The sequence below is a fragment of the Subtercola boreus genome (assembly GCF_006716115.1).
GTDB lineage: Bacteria > Actinomycetota > Actinomycetes > Actinomycetales > Microbacteriaceae > Subtercola > Subtercola boreus.
On sequence record NZ_VFOO01000001.1, the window covers coordinates 55,414 to 76,128 of the forward strand.

Below are 20,715 nucleotides of genomic sequence, written 5' to 3' on the forward strand. Positions count from 1 at the left end.
ATGGCTGATTGTATTCACGAGTCGGCCCCCCCGAGGCCGCCGCTCACGCCGAAGTGAAGAGAGGCACCATGTCCGAAGACATCGACCCGACCCTGTTCCGGGAGATGCTGGGGAACTATCCCACCGGTGTCGCCGTGGTCACGGCGACACTCGACGACGGGTCCCCGGTGGGCATGGTCGTCGGAACCTTCTCGTCGGTCTCGCTCGACCCGCCGCTCATCGCGTTCTTCCCGATGAGCTCCTCGAAGAGCTTCGCCCGGCTGCGAACCGCGGGCGCCTTCTGCGTGAACGTGCTGGCGTCGGACCAGGAGCCGCTCTGCCGCACGCTCGCGACGAGCAATGACGACAAGTTCGACGGCGTGGACTGGCGCCCGGCGCCGCTCGGCTCACCCATCCTCGGCGATGCCGTCTCGTGGATCGAGTGCACCTTCGACGACATCAGCGAGGCGGGTGACCACTTCATCGTGCTCGGCCGGGTGCAGGAGTTCGAGGTGCAGCGCTCCACCCTGCCCCTGCTCTTCTTCCAGGGCGGCTACGGTCGCTTCTCGCTCGGCTCCTTCGTGGCAGCGCCCAGCCCCGACCTCATCCAGGCGGCCCAGTACGCGGAAGTGATCCGCAGCCAGGTCGAACAGCTCAGCTCCGACTTCGGAGTCGACTGTAGCGTGGTCGCGCGCATCGGCTGGGACTCGGTGCAGGTGCTCTCGGCCAACCACGGCCCTCTCGCCTCACCAGCACCGCTCGGCCACCGCCAGCCCCTCATCCCGCCGTTCGGTGCCGTCTTCCTGGCAGACCGGGCCGAGGCCGAGATCGACGACTGGCTCGGCCGCGCGCCCGATCGGAGCCCGGAACGCCGGGAGTTGAACATGGCGCTGCTCGAGAAGGTGCGCGAACGCGGGTACTCTCTGCTCGCCGCCCAGCCGGAGGCTCTCGAACATCACCGTGAGGTGCTCCGCGAGTTCGAGCTGTCGGGCGGTCTGCCCCGGCAGGATCGGGTCGTGCGCCAGGCCACGTCGGAGCTCGCGGACCTGTTCACCCCAGAGATCGTGCCGGGCGAGCGCTACGGCCTCGCTTCGATCGTCGTGCTGATCCCCACCCGTCACGGCCAGCCGCCGATGGCGCTCCGGATGACCGGGCTGCCGCAGTCCGTTCCGGCGGAGCGGGTCGAAGCGCTCATCGCGGGTATGAAGCTGGTGGCGGCGACCGCTGCAGCGATCACGGAGGGCCGGGCATGAGCGACACCACGAAGCCGCTGGCCGGGATCCGCGTCGTCGATCTCAGCAGAGCCCTGGCCGGCCCGTACTGCACGGCGCTCCTCGCCGACCTCGGGGCGAGCATCATCAAGGTGGAGAGCATGAACGGCGGCGACAGCTCACGCCAGTGGCCGCCGTTCCAGAACGAGCACAGCCTCTACTTCGAGTCGCTGAACCGCAACAAGCGTTCGGTCTGCCTCGACTTCTACTCGGCCGAGGGCCGCGACATCCTCGGCCGCCTCATCGCCGGCGCCGATGTGCTGGTCGAGAACTTCAAGCTCGGCACGCTCGAGAAACTGGGGCTGTCCGTGGAGCACCTGAAGGAGCTCAACCCGCGGCTCATCGTCGGCTCGGTGAGCGGATTCGGCACCACCGGCCCACTCAAAGACGACGCCGGCCTCGACCAGGTGATCCAGGGGATGTCCGGTCTGATGTCGGTGACCGGCGATGCCGGGCACGCCTACCGGGTGGGTGTGCCCATCGTCGACATCACGTCGGGCATGGTCTGTGCGCTCGGGATCGTCGCCGCCCTCGTGGCGCGTGGGACCGAGCATCCGGTCGCCCATGTGACGACCTCGTTGCTCGAGACGGCGCTGAACCTCTCTGTCTTCCAGGGCCAGCGTGCACTCAGCCTGGGTGAGGCGCCGGTCGGGCAGGGCAACAACCATCCGACCATCGCCCCGTACGGCACGTTCCGCACGGCGACGGAATCGCTCAACATCGCCGTCGGCAACCAGAAGCACTGGCGCGCCTTCTGCGCCATCATCGGCGTGCCGGAGGCCGTGGACGACCCGCGGTTCGCGATCGGCGCCGACCGCTCGGCGCACCGCGACCAGCTGACCGCGGTCGTCGAGGATGCGCTCCGTACGCGACCGGCCGCCGACTGGACCCCGCTGCTCACCCGGGCGAGCATCCCCTGCGGTCCGATCTACGACTACGAGCAGGCCTTCGCATCCGCCCAGGTCGACGCCCTGGGCCTCGTGGTGCAGAGCCGGCGCCGGGACGGTTCTGCCCTGCCGCTCGTGCGGGGGCCGCTGAGCTTCGACGGCGTGGCGAGCGGGGTCGACTCGCCACCCCCGCTTCTCGGCGAGCACACCGCCGAGGTGCTGGGCGAGCTCGGCTACTCTGAGGAGGAGATCGCCGTTCTCTCCGGGAGCGGGCGTCTGGCGGTACTCCCCGAGACGCTGATCGGAGCGTGATGACCGAGGTGGGAAGTATCCATGCCACCGTCGCCGAGGGCCATGCTTCTGTCGTGATCGACAATCCGTCGCAGCGGAACGCTGTGACGCGTGCGATGTGCGTCGAGCTGCAGCGGCTCATGCCGCAGCTCGACGCCGATCCTGCGATCACTGTCGTCACCCTGCGCGGTGCCGGCACGACGTTCAGCGCCGGCGCGAGCATCGGCGACCTGTCGGCCGTACTGATGGATGAACAGGCCGACGGTACGCGTGTCGACCACCTCAGTCGGGCGGATGCCGCCATCACAGCCCTGTCCAAACCGACGATCGCTCTGGTCGACGGCGCCTGTGTGGGCGGCGGCTGGCAGCTCGCCTCGGCCTGCGACTTCATTGTCGCGAGCGCCCGGTCGACCTTCGCGATCACCCCGGCCAGACTCGGGATCATCTACCCGCGGCCCGGGATCGAGCGCCTCGTGCGCCTGGTCGGGCCCGCCTCCGCCAAACTCATCCTCTTCGCCGCCGAGTCGTCCACGGCTGCCCGTGCCGCCGAGCTCGGTCTCGTGGCGGAGGTGGTCGCCGATGCCGACTTCGACGACCGCGCCCGCCGTCTCGTGCGAACCATTCAGAGTAGGTCGCAGTTCTCGACGCACACCCTGAAGCGTCTGGTCGACGGCGCTCTGGCCTCGGAGTCCGGAGACGGAACCGACATCGACCGCGAATGGGCTGCCGCCTGGACGGCGATGACAGAGGGGCCCGACATGGCCGTCGGCGTCTCGGCGTTCCTCAATCGGGAGGCTCCACAATTCTCCTGGAAGCCGGAAGCGCCCTAAGGGCCGGCCAGCACGATCTGCACCGCAGGGGCGATGAGCTTCACCAGGGTTTCGAGGTCTTCCTCGACCACGGGCTGCACCTTCACGATCCGTCGTCCGACGACGACCCCGAGCAACAGGGAGGATGCTGCGCTGACCCGCAGCGCGGCATCCGGAACATCGCCGAGCCGCGGCACGATCCCCTCGACGAAGCGGGCCTGGAGGAACTCACGGAGCTGCGCCGCAGCCTGCTCATGGTTCACCGCCGAACGGAACATCGCCAGCAGGGGCTCATACTCGCTCGGGCTGCCCTCCCACAGGGTGAGATAGGCGCGCGTGACGCGCTCGCCGAGCTGTTCTGTCGGACCGTCGAAGGCATTGGCGAGCCGCTGCAGGGCGTCCGTCGGCACAGACATCGCTGCGGCGAACAGGTCGTCCTTCGAGCCGTAGAAGCGCATGACAAGTGCCGCGTCGACTCCGGCGTCGAGCGCGATGCGCCGGATCGTGGCGGCCGCATAACCGTCGGCTGCGAAGCGCGACCGCGCGGCGTCCAGGATGGCGCCCCTCGTGTCGTTCGGCCCGGGACGGCGCCCTCGCCGCATCGTCACGGGGGCCGGCGCGGCGGAGTCGGCGGCATCTGCGGGCATGGTTCCACTGTAACCGGTTGATTTAACCATCATGACGGTATATACCAATAAGCAGGTTAGGACGGCGCTTGATGTGGCACCGAACTCGTCGCGAACCCACAATGAAGGCCGCGGTCTGGACGATCGTCGGGCTCTGGGTGGTGGTCGTGGCGAATCTCGGCTTCGCCGGGCTCACGCTGGTGCTTTTCGGCGCCGCGGCCCTGCCCACAGTCACCAACGCGATCGGAGCGATCGCCTACCCGACGAGGTACGGGCCACGGGTGTCGGTGCGTCGAGCTTCATGGGGCGTATCGGAAACCGCCGGCGCGTCGGCGCGCCAGCGGGCGAGCCTAGGCGGGAACGCGCACGTCGAGGGAGCGCGGTTCCACCCAGGCGCTGAACGCCGTCGCCTGACCGAAACCGTCGCCGTCGAGCTCGATCTCTTCGGCCCGGGTGAGCCGGGCCGTGAACTTCGTGACGGTGCTGTACTCGAGTTCCCTGTCGTTGCGGTGCTCGCCGACGAGCGCCCGGCCGAGCTTCGTGCGGCGTACCACGCCGTTGACCCAGGCGACCTTCGTCCAGATGCGGAGCCACCCGAGCACACCGCCGGGGCGCATCACGAGCAGGTCGAGGAGGCCATCGTCGATGACGGCGTCGGGCATCAGCAGGATGTTCGCCGGCAGCGACCCGCAATTGCCGATGATGAGCGTGTTCGCCTTCTCGCGGAGCACGGGGCCGTCGTCCCTGCGGAACCGCAGGTGCAACTCGTTCGGGTCGCGGAGCGAGGTGACGATGGCCTGCACGTACGCCGCCCAGCCGGCTTTCGCCTTCAGGTCGTCGTCAGTGTTCTGGATCATTTTTGCGTCGATGCCCATGCCGGCCATGACGACGAACACGTGGCGGTCACGGGCACCTCCGGCGCGCTCGATGTCGATCACGCCGAGGTCGATTGCCCTGTTCGTGCCGGAGAACGCGGTGTGCACAGAGTGGGTGAGGTTGTTGAGGGTGAGGTCGAGGTTCCGGGCGAGCAGGTTGCCGGTGCCCGACGGCACCAGGGCGAGCGCGGTTCCGCTGCCCCGGAGCGCCTCCGTCACCGCGCGCACGGTGCCGTCCCCGCCCGCAGCCAGAACGAGATCGGCTCCCGCGTCGAGGGCCTTCTTCGTGGCTTCCTGGCCCACATCGTCGACCGTGGTCTCGAACCAGAGCGACGCGCCCCAGCCAGCCGCGGCGGCCTCAGTGGCGACCGTCGACTTCAGAAGGTCGATGTCGACCTTGATCGGGTTGTAGACAACGGCGGCTACGCGGGGGGCGGCGGGTTCGGCTGCGGGCACGCGGTGGTCTCCTAGAGGTCGTCGAGTTCTTCAGTGTAGGCAATCGGTTCAGCCGGACCGGCCACGTTGGCAGCTGTCAGCCGTGCCGTGGAAGCACGGAAGCCGGCCACGAGGTCCGCGTCCACCAGCTCATCATGGTCGCTCGGCTCTGTCTCGGAGACCAGCTGGCTGGCCGGGCCGATGAGGAAGGTGGCCCGCCCGATGGTGCCGTCGCTGTGCAGGGACGGGATGTCGACGATCTCCGATCCGTCCGTAGCCGCCAGTGCGCCTGCGTAGTCGAGGAGAGCCCTTGCGATGTCGGACCCTGTCAGAATCGAACCGCCGGTGTAGTGGATTCTTTCCATGCTTACTTTGTACCCCACACAGGGGATCTGCCCCGAGGCTTGCGCTGCGGGGACGGATGCCCTACGAGAGCCGCCCTCAGCTCAGACGGTCGCAGCGCGCTCGGCCTCGGAGCGGAGCACGCAGAACTCGTTCCCTTCGGGGTCGGCCAGCACGACCCATCCGGTGCCCGGACCGTATTTCCCGCGGAGGTCCCCGACGACGGATGCCCCGCGGGCGACGAGTGCCTCGACCTCCTGTTCCTGGCTGGATGTCGCGGGGCGCAGGTCGAAGTGGATCCGGTTCTTGCCCGACCGCTGTTTCGCCTCGGCTGCGTCGGGTGTTTCGACGAAGAGCAGCAGATGACCCGTCTTCGGGTCGCGGATCATGCATTCCTCGTCGCCCAGCCCGTTCGGGTCGTCGTCGAGGTCGGTGTAGCCGAGCGTCACCTTCCACCACGTCGAGAGGGCATAGGCGTCCGTGCAGTCCACGGTGGTGTGCGAGATGAAGGCGACCATGCCGACCAGACTGCCCGTGAATGCGAGGATGCGCAACGCGCGGGCGGGCCGCCTGGCGCGTTAGCGTGGAGGGATGATGAGTGCGCCACGCCCCGGATCCCGGCCCGCCGTCTCGACGGAGGGGCCGCAGCGCCAGTTGACCGAACGGTCGACTCCGGCGCTCTGGGGCCAGCTCGTGGCCCGGGTGTTCGCGCTGCCGGGGGCGGAGGAGGGGCACAGCCAGGTGTCGCCGCCGACCTCGCGCGCCGTGTTTCTCGCCGACAGGCACTCCGAGATCGCGCCGGAGCGGTCGCTGGCACCCGGGCGGCGGCTCGAGCCGGTGCATCTGCACGGGGTTCAGGACACGAGCATCCATCTCGTCCTGCCAGCGGCGCGGGGGAGGGAACTGACCGACGCGGGCTGGGCGGAACCGCACCAGTACGAAGACTTCGGTACGGAGTTCATGGTCTACGGGCCGCGCGACGAGGCCGAACTGGAGATCGTCGTCGCAATTGTCGCCGAGCGCCTGGCGTTCGCGCGGGGTCAGGCCGCGAGCGGTGCTCCGTAGCCCGTCACGTGGTGGGCGAGGAACTGTGCCGCACGCAGGGTGAGCCGTGGTTCGGAGGTGCGCAGCAGTCCGGTCGCGGTGACGGGGTCGAGCGCCGCTGAGCCACGGTGTCGTCCGTCGGAGCCGCCGTCGGCGGAGGCGAACACCGCGCGGGCCCAGTTCACGGCGGGGAGGGGCGGGCATCCGCTCTCGTTGAGAGTGCCGCCGAAGAGCTGCTGGAGCCTCACCCGGGGGTCGACGTGGTCACCGAACAGTTTCGCTGTGAGTATCGACTGCATGAACCACACCCTAATGGGGGGCAGCGTACCAGCGCCAGCCCAAACGCCAAGTTGGTCCCCCAAATGGGTGGCATTCGCTCACTGAACCTGTAGTGCGGCGATTGCTTCGACCTCCACGAGTGCACCTGGGCGCGCGGGGGCGACCGCCAACACCGTCACGGCTGTGCGATGAAATCCCCACACCGACTGGGTCGCAGCGAACGCCTCGGCCGGATCGACCCCGGGGGCGAGATGGATGGTCAGCTTGGCCACCAGTTCGGGCCCCGAACCGGCCTCGGCGAGCACGGCGAGCACATTGCGCATGGCCTGTGCCACCTGGGCTTCGAGGCCATCGAGCAGGGCCCCGGCGGCATCCACTCCGTTCTGGCCGCCGACGAACAGGATCGGACCCGGTGGAAGGATCATGCCCTGGGCGAAGGCTGGACTGCGGTAGAGCTGGGGGCGGGCATCCGTTCACCTCCTCTTCATCCGCTATCTCCACGGGAGGACCGGACCGGACGCAGGCGAGCCCTACCGTGTCAACGTCGCCCACCGTGGCCCAGCAGCCCGCAGTCCAGCGCGGGCACCACGAGCGACGTACCGGAGGAATCTTGTTCACTGTTCGTCGTAGCACCATGGCTGTCGCCGCTCTCGCTGTCGCAGCCCTCGCCCTGACCGCCTGCTCATCCACCGCCTCGACCGCGGGCGCTTCCGCCGGAAGCGTCGACGCCAAGACCGCGACCAGCGTCTCGGCGTTCGGTGACCTCGACGGCCTCGTCGCCGCCGCGAAGGCGGAGGGCTCGCTCAACGTCATCGCCCTTCCCGACGACTGGGCGAACTACGGCAAGATCATCGAGGCCTTCAAGGCGAAGTACGGGATCACCGTGAATTCGGCCAGCCCCGATGCATCCAGTGCCGAGGAGATCACCGCGATCACGAGCCTCGCCGGCCAGGACACCGCCCCCGACGTCGTCGACGTGGGTCCGGCCGTGGCGCTCGCCAACACCGACAAGTTCGCGCCCTACCAGGTGGCCGCGTGGGGCGACATCCCCGACAGCAACAAGGAGTCGACCGGACTCTGGGTCAACGACTACACCGGGCTGATGTCGATCGGCTACAACTCGAACGTCGTCAAGACCGCCCCGGCGAAGCTCGACGACCTGCTCGGTGCCGACTACAAGGGCAAGGTCGCGATCAACGGCGACCCGACCCAGGCCGGTGCGGCCTTCGCGGCCGTCGGACTCGCAGCCGTGCAGTCCGGTGGCACGCTGGACGACTTCCAGCCCGGGATCGACTTCTTCCAGAAGCTGAACAAGGCCGGCAACTTCCTCACCGTCGACCCGACCCCGGCGACGATCGCCTCGGGCGAGACCGCCGTCGTCTTCGACTGGAGCTACAACAACCTCGCAGCCGCCGCGGCGACCCCCGGTTGGAAGACCACCGTTCTGCCCGGCACGGCCTACGGCAGCTACTACAACCAGGCGATCAACAAGGAGGCCCCGCACCCCGCGGCCGCCCGCCTCTGGCAGGAGTTCCTCTACAGCGCCGACGCCCAGAACCTCTACCTGGCGGCGGGCGCGTTCCCGGTGCTCCTCGGAGCCATGGAGACGGCCGGCACGGTCGACACCGCAGCCGAAGCCGCTGTGGGGAAGATGCCCGAGAACTTCGTCTCGCCGACCTCCGACCAGAGCACGGCAGCAGCCGCACTGCTCTCGACGAACTGGGCCGCGGCGATCCAGTAGCAGAGACGCACACCTCCACACCATGACGAAGAAGCTCGCCGTTCTCGGCCTCACACCGTTCGCGCTGTACGTTCTGCTGTTCCTCGCGATCCCCTCGGTGCTGGCGATCACGACGGGCTTCTTCGACAAGGCGGGGGCGTTCACCCTCGACAACGTGAGCGCGCTCTTCTCTCCGCAGATCCTGCAGACGTTCCTCAGTTCGTTCTGGGTCTCGGGAGTGACGGCCGTCATCGGGGCGGTGGTCGGTGCGCTCGTCTGCTACGCCCTGCTCGGCACGCGCCCGGAGGGGGTGCTCCGCTCCACGGTCAACTCGGCATCCAGCGTGCTCGCGCAGTTCGGTGGGGTCATGCTCGCCTTCGCCTTCATCGCGACGATCGGCGTGCAGGGCGTGATCACGGTGTGGCTGAAGGATGCCGGACTCGACATCTACGGCGACGGGGTCTGGCTCTACCAGGTGCCCGGCCTCCTGCTTCCCTACCTCTACTTCCAGGTGCCGCTCATGGTCATCACGTTCATGCCGGCACTCGAGGGGCTGAAGCCGCAGTGGGCCGAGGCGAATGCCAGCCTCGGTGGCAGCCGCTTCACCTACTGGGTTCGGATCGCCGGCCCGATCCTTCTTCCGTCGTTCCTCGGCAGCCTGCTGCTGCTTTTCGCGAACGCGTTCTCGTCGTACGCGACGGCTGCCGCGCTGATCAGCCAGGGATCGCAGATCGTGCCGTTGCAGATCCGTTCGGCGCTGATCAGCGAGACCGTGCTGGGCCGTGCGAACATGGCCGGCGCGTTGGCCTTCGGGATGATCGTGGTGATGGTCGTGCTGATGTTCGGCTATTCGCTGCTGCAGTCCCGCACGGCGAGGTGGCAGCGATGATCGGCGGGCGGGTGGGGGCAGCGCCCTCGCGGCTGACCCGCACGATCATCCTGAGCCTCGTCGGGCTGGTGTTCGCGGTGCCGATCCTCGCGATGATCCAGTTCACCTTCCGCGACGGGCTGAGCGGTTCGTACACGCTCAGTCACTGGACGGGCCTCGCCGACCCGGCCGTCAACACGAAGTACGCTCCGCTCGTCACCGCTCTCGGCAACTCTCTCGTGCTGGTCATCGTGACCGTGCTGCTGGTGCTCGTGCTGCTGCTGCCGACGATGATCCTCGTCGAGCTGCGCTTCCCGCGGCTGCGGCGCGTGCTGGAGTTCGTCTGCATCATCCCGATCACGGTGCCGGCGATCGTGCTCGTCGTCGGGTTGGTGCCGGTGTACAGCGTCGTGGTGAAGGTCACCGGCAGCTCGATCTGGTCGCTCGGCTTCGCCTACGGCGTCACGGTGCTGCCGTACGCCTACCGGGCCATCCAGGCGAATCTGGGTACGGTCGACGTGGTCACGCTGGGCGAGGCGGCGCGGTCGCTCGGGGCGGGCTGGGCGACGGTGCTGTTCCGTGTCATCCTGCCGAACCTCCGGCGCGGCGTGCTCGCGGCATCCTTCATCTCGGTGGCGGTCGTGCTCGGGGAGTTCACGATCGCCTCCCTCCTCAACCGCGTCAACCTGCAGACCGCGCTGGTGCTGATCTCGAAGAGCGACCCGTACGTGGCCGTCATCTTCTCGCTGCTCGCACTCGCGTTCGCGTTCGTGCTGCTGCTGCTCATCGGCCGGCTCAGCACCGTCGGCGCCGGCGGCGGCCGCCGTCGCGGGCGGAGGGGCGGCGCGGCATCCCCGCCGGCGCCGGGCACGAGCTCCGCGACCCCGCCAGGGCCGGGCGCGACCTCCGCGACTTCCGCGACCTCGCCGGGGTCCGGCGCGGCTCTCGCGACCCCGGCGGCTCCCGCCCCGCTTCCCGTGGACGCCGCGCTCGCTGCGGTGCCCGCCACCCTCCCGACGGCTCCCGCCGCAGAAAGAGCCAGCCGATGACCTCACTCACCGCACCCGCTGTCCCGGCCGCACTCGCGCCCACTGAGGGCGCATCCGTCGAGCTCATCGACGTGGTCAAGGACTACGGCACCGGCACGCTCGCGCTCGACTCGCTGAACCTGCACGTGCGACCGGGCGAGTTCGTCGCCCTGCTCGGACCGTCGGGCTGCGGAAAGACGACGGCGCTCCGCTCGGTGGCCGGGCTCGAGAGCGTCACCGGCGGGCGCGTCTGCATCGACAACATCGACGTGACCGACCAGCCGACCAACCGCCGTGACCTCGGGATGGTGTTCCAGTCCTACTCGCTGTTCCCGCACCTCGATGCTGCGGCGAACGTCGAATTCGGGCTCCGGATGCGCAAGGTTCCCGCGTCTGCCCGGCGTACCCGGGCGCTCGAAGCCCTCGAGATGGTCGGTCTCGGCGGTTTCGGCGACCGGTACGCCCACCAGATGTCGGGTGGGCAGCAGCAGCGCGTCGCCCTGGCTCGCGCACTCGTGACCCGGCCCCGGGTGCTGCTGCTCGACGAGCCGCTGTCGGCGCTCGATGCGAAGGTGAGGGTTCAGCTGCGGGACGAGATCCGCCGCATCCAGACCGAACTCGGCATCACCACGCTGTTCGTGACCCACGACCAGGAGGAGGCGCTCGCGGTCGCCGACCGCGTCGCCGTGATGCGCGCCGGCACGATCGAGCAGATCGGCACGCCCGAGAACCTCTACACGCAGCCCGCGACCACGTTCGTGGCGGAGTTCGTCGGCCTCAGCAATCGCCTGCCCGGGGTGGCGGCGGGTGGGTACGCCCTGGTGCACGGGGTCGAGCTGCCGCTGCTCGACCCGACGGTGGCGCAGGGCCCGGTCACGGTGTTCGTGCGGCCCGAAGACCTGGAAATCGTGCCGGCCGGCACCTCGGCGGTGCCGGTGCGGCAGGGTGCCGACCGGGCCGGTGCCGGTGCCGAGGGCGGTGACGGTGGCGGTGGCGGTACCGGTGCGGGGCCGGCACCGGTACTCGGGGGCACGGTCGTCTCGTCGAGCTTCCTCGGTTCGATCCGCCGCACGACCGTGCGACTGCCGGGCGGAGCACTCGTCGCCGTGCAGCACGGCGTCGCGGTGCGGCCCGCCCCGGGCGAGCAGGTGAACCTCCGCTTCGGTGGCGCCTGCGTCTCGGCCGTCCCCGCGCCCTGACCCTCCCTCCCTCCCTCCTCCCGCTCCCTCCCACCCTCCTCAGGGGGCCGCGAAGGGACCCATATCGTTCCACCCGATCCGCGGCGGCGCGATTTGGGCCCCTTCAGCGCGGAACTGTGCCGGGTTCACCCGATCGGGGGGTGCGTGCGGGCCCTCAGGTTGGCTAGTCTCAGCCTGCGCACGTGCGCGACATTCCGAACAGAACTCGAGCATCCGTCATGCCGCGCAGAACTCCCCGCCACCGTTCTCTCCGCTTCCTCCGGCTTCCGGCCGTGCTCGCTATCGGGGCTGTCGTCGGCACCGGCGGCATCGTCGCAGCTCCCGCTCCCCAGGCCCAGGCGGCATCGTCCGTCTACTCGTCCACCACCACGTGGATCAAGACGATCACGAGCGTGCTCGGCCCGGCGGGCAAGGTGTTCGGCTTCGACTCGGCCCCGCTCGATCTCGCCGCGGCGTTCATCGGCCCTCTGCTGTCGATCATCCTCGGTGGCGGCGACGATCAGCCCAAGGGCCCGCAGATCCAGGACGTGCTCGACCGGCTGGAACAGCTGAACGACATCGAGAACAAGATCGACATGCTGCATGACGATCTGGCGACCATCCAGAGCCAGATCCTCGACACCGACCAGCACGTGCTGATGGGCACCTGCACCGTGCAGACCACGCAGCTGAACGCCTATCTGACGAAGCTGCAGTCGGCGCAATCGAAGTACAAGACGATGCTCGACCGGGTGGAGGACCTGCGGGAACACGGCGGCGACGGCACCGAACTGCAGCTCGCGGTCAACGAGTTCGTCGACTACTCGCTCGGTGACGCCGGTCGCACGGCCGTCGTCGGCACGCCGCTCGGCGACGGCGTGATGTCGGTGAACACGGCGCTGCTGACGACCGGCGGAGGTCCGGGGCTGATCAAGAGCTGCGGAGAGGCCTACCTCGCCGGCTGGCGCAACGACCAGGCGCACGCCGGAGCGGACGATGCGGGCCGCTGGCTCGACGACCGCAACTACTACCAGCCTCTGCAGAACCTGGTGGAGTTCTGGCAGACCGCCAGCGCGCAGGGCGCGTTCCTGGTGGAGGAGGCCGCTCTGCTGAAGTCGGCACGCACGTGGGTCGGTGACGGCAACGCCCTCGCACCCGAAGACCAGGCGTCGGTGTGCAAGCTCGCTCTCAACGCCACCGGTTCGACGACCTCGGCCAAGACGAGAGCGATCTGCCGCGACGGATCCGTGTTCATGCAGACCTACTACAACGGACTCGCCGCCGAGTGGCGTGAGGTCGGGATGCCGCTCAGCAACGACGACATGGTGCTGAGCCCGGGCTCCGCCGTGACGGGCGTCGTCTACAACAACAGAGTCGTGCCCTCGACGCTCTGGGCCCGGAACCCCTCCACCTTCCCCGCGACGTGGACGAGCGGCACGTGGACAACGTCCGCGACACCGGTCACCGTCGACAGCATCCCGGGATTCGCGCCGGCAACGGAGTCGCAGTGGCTCGACCTCAGCTCGAGCTACGCGGCAACCCACCCCTCGAACCAGCCGGTGGTGGCGAAGACCCAGAACAGTTGGACCGCTCAGAAGAACGCGTACAAGGCAACTGAGGTCACGCCCTTCGCCCCGGTCGACGTTCTGGCCCAGATGCGGAACAGCGTGCAACCGGGGACGCCGGCCGCCGACGGTACCCCGACCACGACGCACCTCTTCGACCTGACGGGAGTGACGTCGGCGTGGATCCCGAACCAGACCGCGAGCCACACGTTCCCGATGTTCGTCGGCCGTGAGCCTTTCGAACTCGGCAAGGCCGACGGACTGACCTTCCCGCCATCGTCGTTCCAGGACGGTTTCAACGAATCCGGGCAGGCCGACTACCTCTACGACGACAACGGGCTCGCGGTCAAATGTTTCGTGGCCCCCGTCGACGGCGTGGTCTGCAGCGACACCGTCGGTTCGTGGTTCATCGCCAGGGAAACGTCGGAGTACAACTACGGCGAGGCCTACCAGGTCTTCGCGGTGAACCCGGGGGCACCGGAGACCGGCCGGCTTGCGATCGCCTCCTACCCCGACTCTGGATGCCTCGGCATCCCCACAGAGTGCGCCTGGCGTGTGACATCCATCGACCGCACCTACGACCTCCCCTCCTGGCTCGCCCCGTTCACGACGAAGTCGGGCCAGAAGTACGAGGGTGACCCGACCGCGAAGGCGACGCTCTGGCCGGTGGCCGCGGTTCCGAAGGAGTGCGGGACGACCAGCTGGGGCGTGCCGACGCAATGCCGGGCGAGCATCGACGCGTGGCTGAAGGCGACCATCCCGAACCCGAGCATCCCGGGCCCGGTGGCGACATCGGCGGCGACGGTCAGCGACCACGACTTCACCGACCGCGCCTATTGCGAAGTGCCCGGCTGGCAGCCGAACACGAGCGAAGCCGGGGTCGCGATCACGACGGGTGAGGTGACCTGGACGGGCTGGAAGACGGATGGTGTCACCTACACCGCCACGACAGCCGCCGCGGATCCGCTCGCGCTGACCGACTTCGCGCGGAAGGCGGGCTGGTACTCCGACGACTTCGCCCGGGCGCGGGAAACGTTCACCCTGCGGTGTTCGTTCGCCGCCCGGTACACCGACCTCGCGACGGAGACCACCGTGCAGAGCGCCGTTGCAACCGCGACGCGCGTGACGGGGTCGAACACGTTCAGCCTCGCGAGGGTCGGAGCCGAAGACCCGGGGGCTGGGTCGGGCACGCCCGGTGCAGGCTCGCCGGGTACCGGCACGGGCGGATCGCAGCAGCCCGTCGTGGGGACGAATCCGAGCCACGCCTCGGGTGGCCAGCTCGCCGCCACGGGCAGCGAGGCGGCGCCCTGGGCGCTCTTCGCGGCCGCTCTCGCCCTCTTCGGGTTGTGGGCAGCACTGGTGGCGCGGCCGCGCGTGCGGCGCCGGGGCCGCTAGTCGGCTGAGGTGCGGGGCCGCTCCCTCTGCGGTCGGCGAGTGTGGCGGCGTTCCGGTGCGCGGTGCCCCGGTGCCCGGTGCGCCGGAGCCCCGGTGCCCCGGTGCGCGATACTGGGGGGCGTACGCCACGTCCGGCCCCCCCCGGGCCCGGCGGAGCGCGAGTGGCGGGCCGCGCAGGCCCGAGAGTGCTGGGCCGCGCCGGCCCAAGTGTGCCGGGCCGCGCCGGCCCGAGAGATGAGGACCCCGTGACACCCGACCGCCGCTGGATCACCGAGGCCATCCGCGAACTGAAAGCCGACAGCACCCGGAGCGCCGACACGCACCTGCTGCGCTTCCCCGTGCCAAGCGACTGGGGCGTCGACCTGTACTTCAAAGACGAGTCCTCGCATCCGACCGGTTCCCTCAAGCACCGACTCGCCAAGTCGCTGTTCATCTACGGCCTCGTCGGAGGGCGGATCGGTGCGGGCACAACGGTGGTCGAGGCATCCAGTGGCTCGACCGCCGTCTCGGAGGCCTACTTCGCGCGGATGCTCGGCCTCGACTTCGTCGCCGTGATGGCCGCGTCGACCAGCCGGCGCAAGATCGAGCTGATCGAGGGCTACGGCGGACGCTGCGTTCTCGTCGCCACGGCGGGCGAGGTGTACGCCGAGGCCGAGCGCATCGCGCGGGACTCCGGCGGCTACTACCTCGACCAGTTCACCAACGCGGCCGTCGCCACCGACTGGCGCGGCAACAACAACATCGCGTGCTCGATCTTCGAGCAGATGGCGGGGGAGCGGCATCCGGAGCCCGCCTGGATCGTCTCTGGGGCCGGCACGGGCGGAACCACCGCCACCATCGCCCGCTACGCCCGGTACGCCGGGGTCGCGACGCGTGTGGCGGTCGGCGACCCGGAAGGGTCGGTCTTCGAGGAGGCGTGGCGCACGGGGCGAACGGATGTCACGGGCCGCGGCTCCCGCATCGAGGGCATCGGGCGGCCCCGCGTGGAACTCTCGTTCCTGCCGTCGGTGATCGACTGGGTGCAGACGGTTCCGGATGCGGCGTCCATCGCCGCGATGACGGTGGTGTCCGACGTGCTCGGCCGGGCGCCCGGCCCGTCGACCGGTACGAACCTGGTGGTGGCGCTCGACCTGGCGCGGGACATGGTCGCCCGCGGCGAGACCGGCAGCATCGTGACGCTGCTCTGCGACGGCGGCGACCGCTACTCGGACACGTACTACGACGCCGGCTGGGTGGCGGCGCAGGGCTTCGACGTCGCGCCGCCGCTGGCCGCGCTCCGCGAGCGCCTCGCGGGCTGACCCCGCCCCCGCCTCGCTGCGGCGAGCGGCGAGCCGACCGCTCGCCGCCACCCGCTGCTGACCTAACGGACGAGGCTCAGCGAACGTGACCCCGGATGCGGGCGCGTGTCGCCTCAGATGCGTCCGTTCGTGCAGCAGGGGCCCGTTCGCACGTGCCGCGGCCGACATCAGGTCCACGGCTGGGGCTGCGGCGGGTGTCAGGCGCGGGGGAGCGCAGCGGCCTGCGCGAGGAGCTGCGCCGCGACCACGTCGAACGGTTCGAGCGACTGCGATGCGCGGCTCATCACCACGGCGCCCTCGCTCGACGCGATGAGCAGCGCGGCGAAGCCGGCGGCCGCCCCGGGCTGGGCGCCGCTTCGCTCGAGCAGCGACGTCAGCGCCTCCCGCCAGTCCCGGAAGACCCCGGCCGCCGTGCCGAGCAGGTCGGCCGAATCGGTGGCCACCGTGACCGCGAGCACCGAGCATCCGGCCGTGAACTGCGACCGCACCAGCAGCTCACGCCACAGGCCGAGGAAGAAGCCGGCCACCTCGACGGGCGGCGATCCGGCGACGGTGTCGAGGGTCGCCCTTGTGCGCGCTCCCATCGAGGTGATTGCGGCGGCGACGAGTTCGTCTTTGCCGCCCGGGAAGTGATGGTAGATCGAGCCCCGCGGTGCGCCGGTCGCGGCGAGCACCTCGGTGAAGGATGCCCCCTGCAGCCCTCTCTGCGCGAGCAGCCGGATGGCGCCGTCGATCATCAGCGCTCGTGAGTCGGCAGCCATCGTTCCCCTTTCGGAGCCTCCACTCTACGCAGCGGGACTCCCCGAGGAGGCCTCAGCCCCGGCTCCAGCCCCAGCACCAGCAGCTGCCGCCGCGGCCGCCTGCAGACCGGCGATCTGCGTGCGAGCCGCCAGCACCAGCTCGTCGTTCGTGTTCGCGTGGCCGCCGAGCCCCCAGCCGCCGGCGACGGCCTCTGTGAGCAGCACCCAGGTGCGATCGGCCAGGGAGGGGTCGCCCGCCGCGCTCGCGACGATCGCGGTGAACTGCGACACGACGGCGAGCTGCTGCTCGCGGCTCAGCGCTCCCGCATTGGTGAGCACCTGCACGCGCACGTAGTCGCTCGCGCCGTCGACGTTCGACAGGTCGCCCTGCGGCAGTTCGTGCACGAAGCCCGCGGTGTTCTGCCGGAACAGGGGGATGTCGGGCACCTGCTCGATCGTCTTCAGAGTGGTGGCAAGGTCGCGGGCGAGCTGGTGCTTGTCGGCGAAGGTTCCGGCGGTGGCGTAGACGTCGATCATGGGCATGGCGGTGGACTCCTCGAGTAAGACGATCGTCATAGTGACACCGATCATCCTGCACTATGACGCCCGTCATAGTCAACCGGGGCAGCTCGGACGCCGTCGTAGGCTGGGGGGCAGAGCGAAGAGGAGGCGGCACCGTGCAGCACCAGATCCACCTCGAGGGGTACGGCATCCGGCTCCAGCCGATCTCCGCCGGGCATGCCGATGCGCTGCAGGCGCTCACCGATGACGCGCTCTGGGCGGGCATGACCTCTCCGAGGCCGATGGATGCCGCGGCCTACGCCCGCCACATCGAGGCCCAGCTCGCCGAACCGAGCACGATGACCTTCGTGGTGGAGGGTGAGGGTGGCGACATCCGGGGCACCACCAGTTTCGACGACCACTCGCCCTCGCAGCGCCGGATCGAGATCGGCAGCACGTGGTACGGCCGCGAATTCTGGGGTGGCCGCACGAACCCCGCGGCCAAGCGACTGCTCTTCGGGTATGCCTTCGACGAGCTCGGTCTGGCCCGCGTGGCGCTCCGCTGTGATGCGCGCAACACCCGCAGCGCCGCGGCGATCCAGCGGCTCGGAGCGGTTCCGGAGGGCGTGTTGCGCTCGCACCGCTCCTCTCCCGACGGCAGCCGCGGCGACACGGCCTACTTCTCCGTGATCGCGCAGGAGTGGCCGGATGTTCGGCGCAGGCTCGACGAGCGCCTGGCGTGAGGGCCGTCACCGCAGCGCACCTGCACGGCCGGCGGGTGACCCGGCTGGTCGCGGCCGTCGCCGGCCTCGCCGCCTTCGCGCTCGTCGCGCTGGTCTCCCTCGCCCCGCCGCCGCAGGCGCCGACCGCGGATGGTGCCCACGGTTACGTGCAGACGAGCGCCCAGGGTTCGCTGCAGATCGTGACGGTGCCCGGGGATGCGGCGGGGGTGACGGTCACGCGCGACGACTACTCGGCCACCGCCGGCGTCAAGACTCTCGCGGCCGGGAGCACCAACAAGGACTGGGCGACGCTCGTTCTACTGCTGGCCGGATTCCCGATGACCGATTCCAACATCACGGTGATGATGCGCTGGATGCGGCAGGAGAACGGTCCGCCCGACTGGTGGAACCGCAACAATCCGCTGAACAACGGTTGGGGATCCGGCGGTGGCAGCGGTTTCGGCAGCTACGACAATCTCTCCACCGCGGCGGCCAACTGCGCCGAGGCGCTGCACAGCGTGAGCGGGTACTCGGCGATCGTGGCCGGGTTCCAGGCCTCAGCTCCGACCGCCCAGATCGAGAGCGCCATCTGGGCCTCGCCGTGGGCGTCGAGCCACTACGCGAACGGGTCGCACTGGTCCTATGCACCGGTGCCGGTGATTGCCTCGCCGGCGGGTACGTGGTGAGCCGGGCTGAGGCACTCCCGCCCCGGGGCTGCTCGATCAGTGCTGCGCTGCACCGCGGCTGAGCATCCAGACCGGCAGGGCCGAGACGATGAGGTCGAGCAGGAAGTCGACCTCGGGGGTCTCGGGATGCTGCAGCCAGGACTGGATGGCGCCGGCATAGGCATGCGCAACGAACGACGAGTACATGGCCAGCGCGGCCCCACGGTGGGGCTCGTCGTCGAACCCTCTGAGCCGTGGCGGAGTGCGGTGCAGGGCGACGATCGACTGCTCGACCGCCGCCGCGAAGTGGTCGCTGAGCAGCTGGTAGAGCTCGGGGGAGAGCCCGCCTCCGCCCTGCAGGTAGATCTGCCGGCGAGCGTCGACGGCGGAGAGGATCGCGCGCAGGCGGTGTCTCACCGCGCGCTCGAGGTCGGCCGACGACATGGTCAGCTCCTGCTCGGCTCGGTCGCGGGCCTCGTCGAGCTCGGCGGTGAGGGTGCGGGCGAGCAGCTGGGCGGGGGTCGCCGCATGGTTGTAGAAGGTCTTGCGGCTGACGCCGGCCGCGCCGACGAGGGCCGTCACCGAGATCGACGAGGCCGGTCGGGTGGAGGCGAGGCGCAGCACGGCCTCCCGCAGCCGGGCGGCGCTCCGTTCGCTCCGCGGATCGGTGGCGGCGGCAGCGGTGGCGTGTTCGGTTCCGGTCACACCCAACTATTACACACCTGAGTAATAAGGTGTAGCGTGACATCATCATGACCGGCATCCGCATCGACTCACCGCGCCTCATCCTCCCGACCCTCGTCTTTCTCGGAACCGTCTCGACGGCGGTCGGCAGCCTCGGCGCACCGCTCCTGCCCACGATCGCCCGCCTCGACGGGGTGTCGCTCGCGGCCTCCCAATGGGCCCTCACGATCACCCTGCTCGCCGGGGCCGTCGCGTCACCGGTGCTCGGAAAGCTCGCTGACGGCAGCCATCGCCGCGCCGTCATCGTCGGCGCGCTCGCGATCGTCGCCGCCGGCTGCGTGCTCGCGGCCCTGCCGTTCGGCTTCGGCTGGCTGCTTGTCGGCCGGGCGATGCAGGGGATCGGCCTCGGTCTGGTGCCCCTCGCGATCGCTGCGGCCCGGGATGCCCTGCCGCCCGCCAAGGCCGGCCCGGGCATCGCGCTCCTGGGAGTGACCACCGCGGCCGGGCTCGGCATTGGCTACCCCATCGCCGGCGTCGTCACGCAGTTCTTCGGGCTCGCTGCAGCGTTCTGGCTCGGCGCCGTCATCACAGCGATCGCCGCGATCGGGGTGCTGGTCATCCTGCCCGACAGTCCCGCCCGGCCGGCCACGAAGCTCGACCTGGTCGGGGCCGTGCTGCTGGCCGTCGCGATCGCGGGGTTGCTGCTGGTGTGTGCGGAGGGGCCGCAGTGGGGGTGGGCATCCACCGCTCTCGTCGTGACTGCCGTCCTCGCTATCGTCGCCTCCGTGTTGTGGGTGCTCTGGGAGCTGAGGGTCGCTTCGCCGCTGGTGAACGTGCGGCTTCTGGTGCATCCGTCGGTGCTGGCCGCCGACGTGATGGTCGTGCTCGTGGGCGCCGGCATCTACCCGTTGCTGTCGCTCGTCGTGCGCTACGTGCAGACGCCGACGGATGCCGGGTACGGGTTCGACTACCCGGCGGCCATCGCCGGGCTGATGCTCGTGCCGTATTCGCTGGCCAGCTTCTTCGCGAGCAGGGTGGTGCAGCGACTCATCGCCCGAGTGTCGCTCGAGGTGCTCGTCGTGGCGAGTAGCGTGGTGCTGATCGGATCGATGGTGGTGTTCCTGACGGCCAGGGGCTCTCTCATTCCGCTCCTGATCGCGATGGCGCTCGCAGGGTTCGGCATCGGGGCGATCTTCGCGGTCAATCCGGCGCAACTGCACCAGGGGGTGCCCGCCCACGAGACCGCCAGCGCGAACAGTTTCTACCAGGTGCTGCGCTACATCGGGTATTCGCTCGGCAGCGCGCTCAGCGCGACGCTGCTTGTGGCGACGATCCCGACCGGCGGCTCGGTGCCGACGGAGGGCGGCTACAGTGCGGCGGCCTGGTTCGGCATCGCCGCCCTCGTGGTGGCCGTGGTCGCAGGCACCCTGCTCAGCCGGCACAGTGCGCGTCGCCGTGCGATCGGGGTGCGTGAGGAGCAGATCGCAGCAGAGGAGTCGCTGGCGGGCTGAGC

22 protein-coding genes are annotated in these 20,715 nt (G+C 69.7%); 13 read left to right on the forward strand and 9 right to left on the reverse strand.

The window, feature by feature from the left end; all coding sequences use genetic code 11:
• Positions 1–68: 68 nt before the first annotated feature.
• Genes FB464_RS00275 through FB464_RS00285 form a run of 3 tightly spaced genes read left to right on the forward strand, consistent with a single transcriptional unit; the run spans position 69 to position 3,258 of the window.
• On the forward strand, positions 69–1,232 hold the full coding sequence (locus tag FB464_RS00275; RefSeq protein WP_116415629.1) for a flavin reductase family protein: 1,164 nt from the start codon (positions 69–71) through the stop codon (positions 1,230–1,232).
• Positions 1,229–2,449, forward strand: a complete 1,221-nt coding sequence (locus FB464_RS00280; RefSeq protein ID WP_116415628.1) for a CaiB/BaiF CoA transferase family protein — start codon at positions 1,229–1,231, stop codon at positions 2,447–2,449. Before FB464_RS00275 ends, FB464_RS00280 begins: the two co-directional genes overlap by 4 nt.
• Positions 2,449–3,258: an enoyl-CoA hydratase/isomerase family protein gene (locus FB464_RS00285; RefSeq protein ID WP_116415627.1), complete on the forward strand. Its 810-nt coding sequence runs from the start codon at positions 2,449–2,451 to the stop codon at positions 3,256–3,258. Before FB464_RS00280 ends, FB464_RS00285 begins: the two co-directional genes overlap by 1 nt.
• Here the strand turns inward: FB464_RS00285 and FB464_RS00290 are convergent.
• From FB464_RS00290 to FB464_RS00305, 4 genes are all read right to left on the reverse strand, one after another.
• Positions 3,255–3,884 carry a TetR/AcrR family transcriptional regulator gene (locus tag FB464_RS00290; protein WP_116415626.1) on the reverse strand — a complete coding sequence of 210 codons (630 nt, stop codon included), beginning with the start codon at positions 3,882–3,884 and terminating at the stop codon, positions 3,255–3,257. The genes FB464_RS00285 and FB464_RS00290 overlap by 4 nt on opposite strands.
• A 329-nt stretch (positions 3,885–4,213) precedes the next feature.
• Positions 4,214–5,194: a diacylglycerol/lipid kinase family protein gene (locus tag FB464_RS00295; RefSeq protein ID WP_116415625.1), complete on the reverse strand. Its 981-nt coding sequence runs from the start codon at positions 5,192–5,194 to the stop codon at positions 4,214–4,216.
• A gap of 11 nt (positions 5,195–5,205) precedes the next feature.
• Entirely contained in the window at positions 5,206–5,538 is a 333-nt protein-coding gene (locus FB464_RS00300; protein WP_116415624.1) for a hypothetical protein, read from the reverse strand.
• A gap of 81 nt (positions 5,539–5,619) precedes the next feature.
• Positions 5,620–6,033, reverse strand: a complete 414-nt coding sequence (locus tag FB464_RS00305; RefSeq protein ID WP_116416690.1) for a VOC family protein — start codon at positions 6,031–6,033, stop codon at positions 5,620–5,622.
• Between the two features lie 73 nt (positions 6,034–6,106).
• Between FB464_RS00305 and FB464_RS00310 the strand changes: the two genes are divergently transcribed.
• On the forward strand, positions 6,107–6,580 hold the full coding sequence (locus FB464_RS00310) for a luciferase domain-containing protein (RefSeq protein WP_246092861.1): 474 nt from the start codon (positions 6,107–6,109) through the stop codon (positions 6,578–6,580).
• Here the strand turns inward: FB464_RS00310 and FB464_RS00315 are convergent.
• Together FB464_RS00315 and FB464_RS00320 are read right to left on the reverse strand one after the other, a co-directional pair.
• Positions 6,556–6,858: a hypothetical protein gene (locus FB464_RS00315; protein ID WP_116415623.1), complete on the reverse strand. Its 303-nt coding sequence runs from the start codon at positions 6,856–6,858 to the stop codon at positions 6,556–6,558. The two genes, FB464_RS00310 and FB464_RS00315, sit on opposite strands and share 25 nt — an antisense overlap.
• Positions 6,859–6,936: 78 nt before the next feature.
• Complete coding sequence (locus FB464_RS00320; RefSeq protein ID WP_116415622.1) at positions 6,937–7,263, reverse strand: RidA family protein; 327 nt, start codon at positions 7,261–7,263, stop codon at positions 6,937–6,939.
• A 209-nt stretch (positions 7,264–7,472) separates the two neighbouring features.
• Here FB464_RS00320 and FB464_RS00325 point away from each other — a divergent pair, with 209 nt between their 5' ends.
• The 6 genes from FB464_RS00325 to FB464_RS00350 all read left to right on the forward strand — a co-directional run bounded on the left by FB464_RS00325 (position 7,473) and on the right by FB464_RS00350 (position 15,890).
• Complete coding sequence (locus FB464_RS00325) at positions 7,473–8,579, forward strand: ABC transporter substrate-binding protein (protein WP_211327390.1); 1,107 nt, start codon at positions 7,473–7,475, stop codon at positions 8,577–8,579.
• Positions 8,580–8,601: 22 nt separating this feature from the next.
• Positions 8,602–9,447, forward strand: a complete 846-nt coding sequence (locus tag FB464_RS00330) for an ABC transporter permease (protein WP_116415620.1) — start codon at positions 8,602–8,604, stop codon at positions 9,445–9,447.
• Complete coding sequence (locus FB464_RS00335; RefSeq protein WP_116415619.1) at positions 9,444–10,475, forward strand: ABC transporter permease subunit; 1,032 nt, start codon at positions 9,444–9,446, stop codon at positions 10,473–10,475. Before FB464_RS00330 ends, FB464_RS00335 begins: the two co-directional genes overlap by 4 nt.
• Entirely contained in the window at positions 10,472–11,653 is a 1,182-nt protein-coding gene (locus tag FB464_RS00340) for an ABC transporter ATP-binding protein (RefSeq protein ID WP_116415618.1), read from the forward strand. The genes FB464_RS00335 and FB464_RS00340 overlap by 4 nt, the downstream gene beginning before the upstream one ends.
• 218 nt (positions 11,654–11,871) lie before the next feature.
• Positions 11,872–14,592, forward strand: a complete 2,721-nt coding sequence (locus tag FB464_RS00345) for a mediator of RNA polymerase II transcription subunit 11 family protein (RefSeq protein ID WP_116415617.1) — start codon at positions 11,872–11,874, stop codon at positions 14,590–14,592.
• A 245-nt stretch (positions 14,593–14,837) separates the two neighbouring features.
• Entirely contained in the window at positions 14,838–15,890 is a 1,053-nt protein-coding gene (locus tag FB464_RS00350) for a PLP-dependent cysteine synthase family protein (RefSeq protein WP_116415616.1), read from the forward strand.
• Between the two features lie 197 nt (positions 15,891–16,087).
• Here FB464_RS00350 and FB464_RS00355 read toward each other — a convergent pair whose 3' ends face one another.
• On the reverse strand, positions 16,088–16,651 hold the full coding sequence (locus FB464_RS00355; protein WP_116415615.1) for a TetR/AcrR family transcriptional regulator: 564 nt from the start codon (positions 16,649–16,651) through the stop codon (positions 16,088–16,090).
• A gap of 24 nt (positions 16,652–16,675) precedes the next feature.
• Positions 16,676–17,206, reverse strand: a complete 531-nt coding sequence (locus FB464_RS00360; RefSeq protein ID WP_116415614.1) for a tautomerase family protein — start codon at positions 17,204–17,206, stop codon at positions 16,676–16,678.
• 101 nt (positions 17,207–17,307) lie between these two features.
• On the opposite strand from FB464_RS00360, the gene FB464_RS00365 reads away from it, so the two are divergent.
• Positions 17,308–17,874, forward strand: coding sequence for a GNAT family N-acetyltransferase (locus tag FB464_RS00365; RefSeq protein WP_170151956.1), 567 nt, complete (start codon positions 17,308–17,310; stop codon positions 17,872–17,874).
• On the forward strand, positions 17,871–18,539 hold the full coding sequence (locus FB464_RS00370) for a hypothetical protein (RefSeq protein ID WP_116415612.1): 669 nt from the start codon (positions 17,871–17,873) through the stop codon (positions 18,537–18,539). Before FB464_RS00365 ends, FB464_RS00370 begins: the two co-directional genes overlap by 4 nt.
• Positions 18,540–18,575: 36 nt before the next feature.
• Here FB464_RS00370 and FB464_RS00375 read toward each other — a convergent pair whose 3' ends face one another.
• Positions 18,576–19,223, reverse strand: a complete 648-nt coding sequence (locus FB464_RS00375; protein ID WP_116415611.1) for a TetR/AcrR family transcriptional regulator — start codon at positions 19,221–19,223, stop codon at positions 18,576–18,578.
• Between the two features lie 47 nt (positions 19,224–19,270).
• Between FB464_RS00375 and FB464_RS00380 the strand changes: the two genes are divergently transcribed.
• Positions 19,271–20,713 (forward strand): MFS transporter, encoded by a 1,443-nt coding sequence (locus FB464_RS00380; RefSeq protein WP_116415610.1) that lies wholly within the window; start codon positions 19,271–19,273, stop codon positions 20,711–20,713.
• Positions 20,714–20,715: the final 2 nt, after the last annotated feature.

Excerpts from the sequence above, each read along its gene's own strand:
- FB464_RS00275 (WP_116415629.1), top strand. The coding sequence starts at position 69 with ATGTCCGAAGACATCGACCCGACCCTGTTCCGGGAGATGCTGGGGAAC.
- FB464_RS00280 (WP_116415628.1), top strand. The coding sequence starts at position 1,229 with ATGAGCGACACCACGAAGCCGCTGGCCGGGATCCGCGTCGTCGATCTC.
- FB464_RS00285 (WP_116415627.1), top strand. The coding sequence starts at position 2,449 with ATGACCGAGGTGGGAAGTATCCATGCCACCGTCGCCGAGGGCCATGCT.
- FB464_RS00290 (WP_116415626.1), bottom strand. The coding sequence starts at position 3,884 with ATGCCCGCAGATGCCGCCGACTCCGCCGCGCCGGCCCCCGTGACGATG.
- FB464_RS00300 (WP_116415624.1), bottom strand. The coding sequence starts at position 5,538 with ATGGAAAGAATCCACTACACCGGCGGTTCGATTCTGACAGGGTCCGAC.
- FB464_RS00305 (WP_116416690.1), bottom strand. The coding sequence starts at position 6,033 with ATGGTCGCCTTCATCTCGCACACCACCGTGGACTGCACGGACGCCTAT.
- FB464_RS00310 (WP_246092861.1), top strand. The coding sequence starts at position 6,107 with ATGATGAGTGCGCCACGCCCCGGATCCCGGCCCGCCGTCTCGACGGAG.
- FB464_RS00315 (WP_116415623.1), bottom strand. The coding sequence starts at position 6,858 with ATGCAGTCGATACTCACAGCGAAACTGTTCGGTGACCACGTCGACCCC.
- FB464_RS00320 (WP_116415622.1), bottom strand. The coding sequence starts at position 7,263 with ATGATCCTTCCACCGGGTCCGATCCTGTTCGTCGGCGGCCAGAACGGA.
- FB464_RS00325 (WP_211327390.1), top strand. The coding sequence starts at position 7,473 with ATGGCTGTCGCCGCTCTCGCTGTCGCAGCCCTCGCCCTGACCGCCTGC.
- FB464_RS00330 (WP_116415620.1), top strand. The coding sequence starts at position 8,602 with ATGACGAAGAAGCTCGCCGTTCTCGGCCTCACACCGTTCGCGCTGTAC.
- FB464_RS00335 (WP_116415619.1), top strand. The coding sequence starts at position 9,444 with ATGATCGGCGGGCGGGTGGGGGCAGCGCCCTCGCGGCTGACCCGCACG.
- FB464_RS00340 (WP_116415618.1), top strand. The coding sequence starts at position 10,472 with ATGACCTCACTCACCGCACCCGCTGTCCCGGCCGCACTCGCGCCCACT.
- FB464_RS00345 (WP_116415617.1), top strand. The coding sequence starts at position 11,872 with ATGCCGCGCAGAACTCCCCGCCACCGTTCTCTCCGCTTCCTCCGGCTT.
- FB464_RS00355 (WP_116415615.1), bottom strand. The coding sequence starts at position 16,651 with ATGGCTGCCGACTCACGAGCGCTGATGATCGACGGCGCCATCCGGCTG.
- FB464_RS00360 (WP_116415614.1), bottom strand. The coding sequence starts at position 17,206 with ATGACGATCGTCTTACTCGAGGAGTCCACCGCCATGCCCATGATCGAC.
- FB464_RS00380 (WP_116415610.1), top strand. The coding sequence starts at position 19,271 with ATGACCGGCATCCGCATCGACTCACCGCGCCTCATCCTCCCGACCCTC.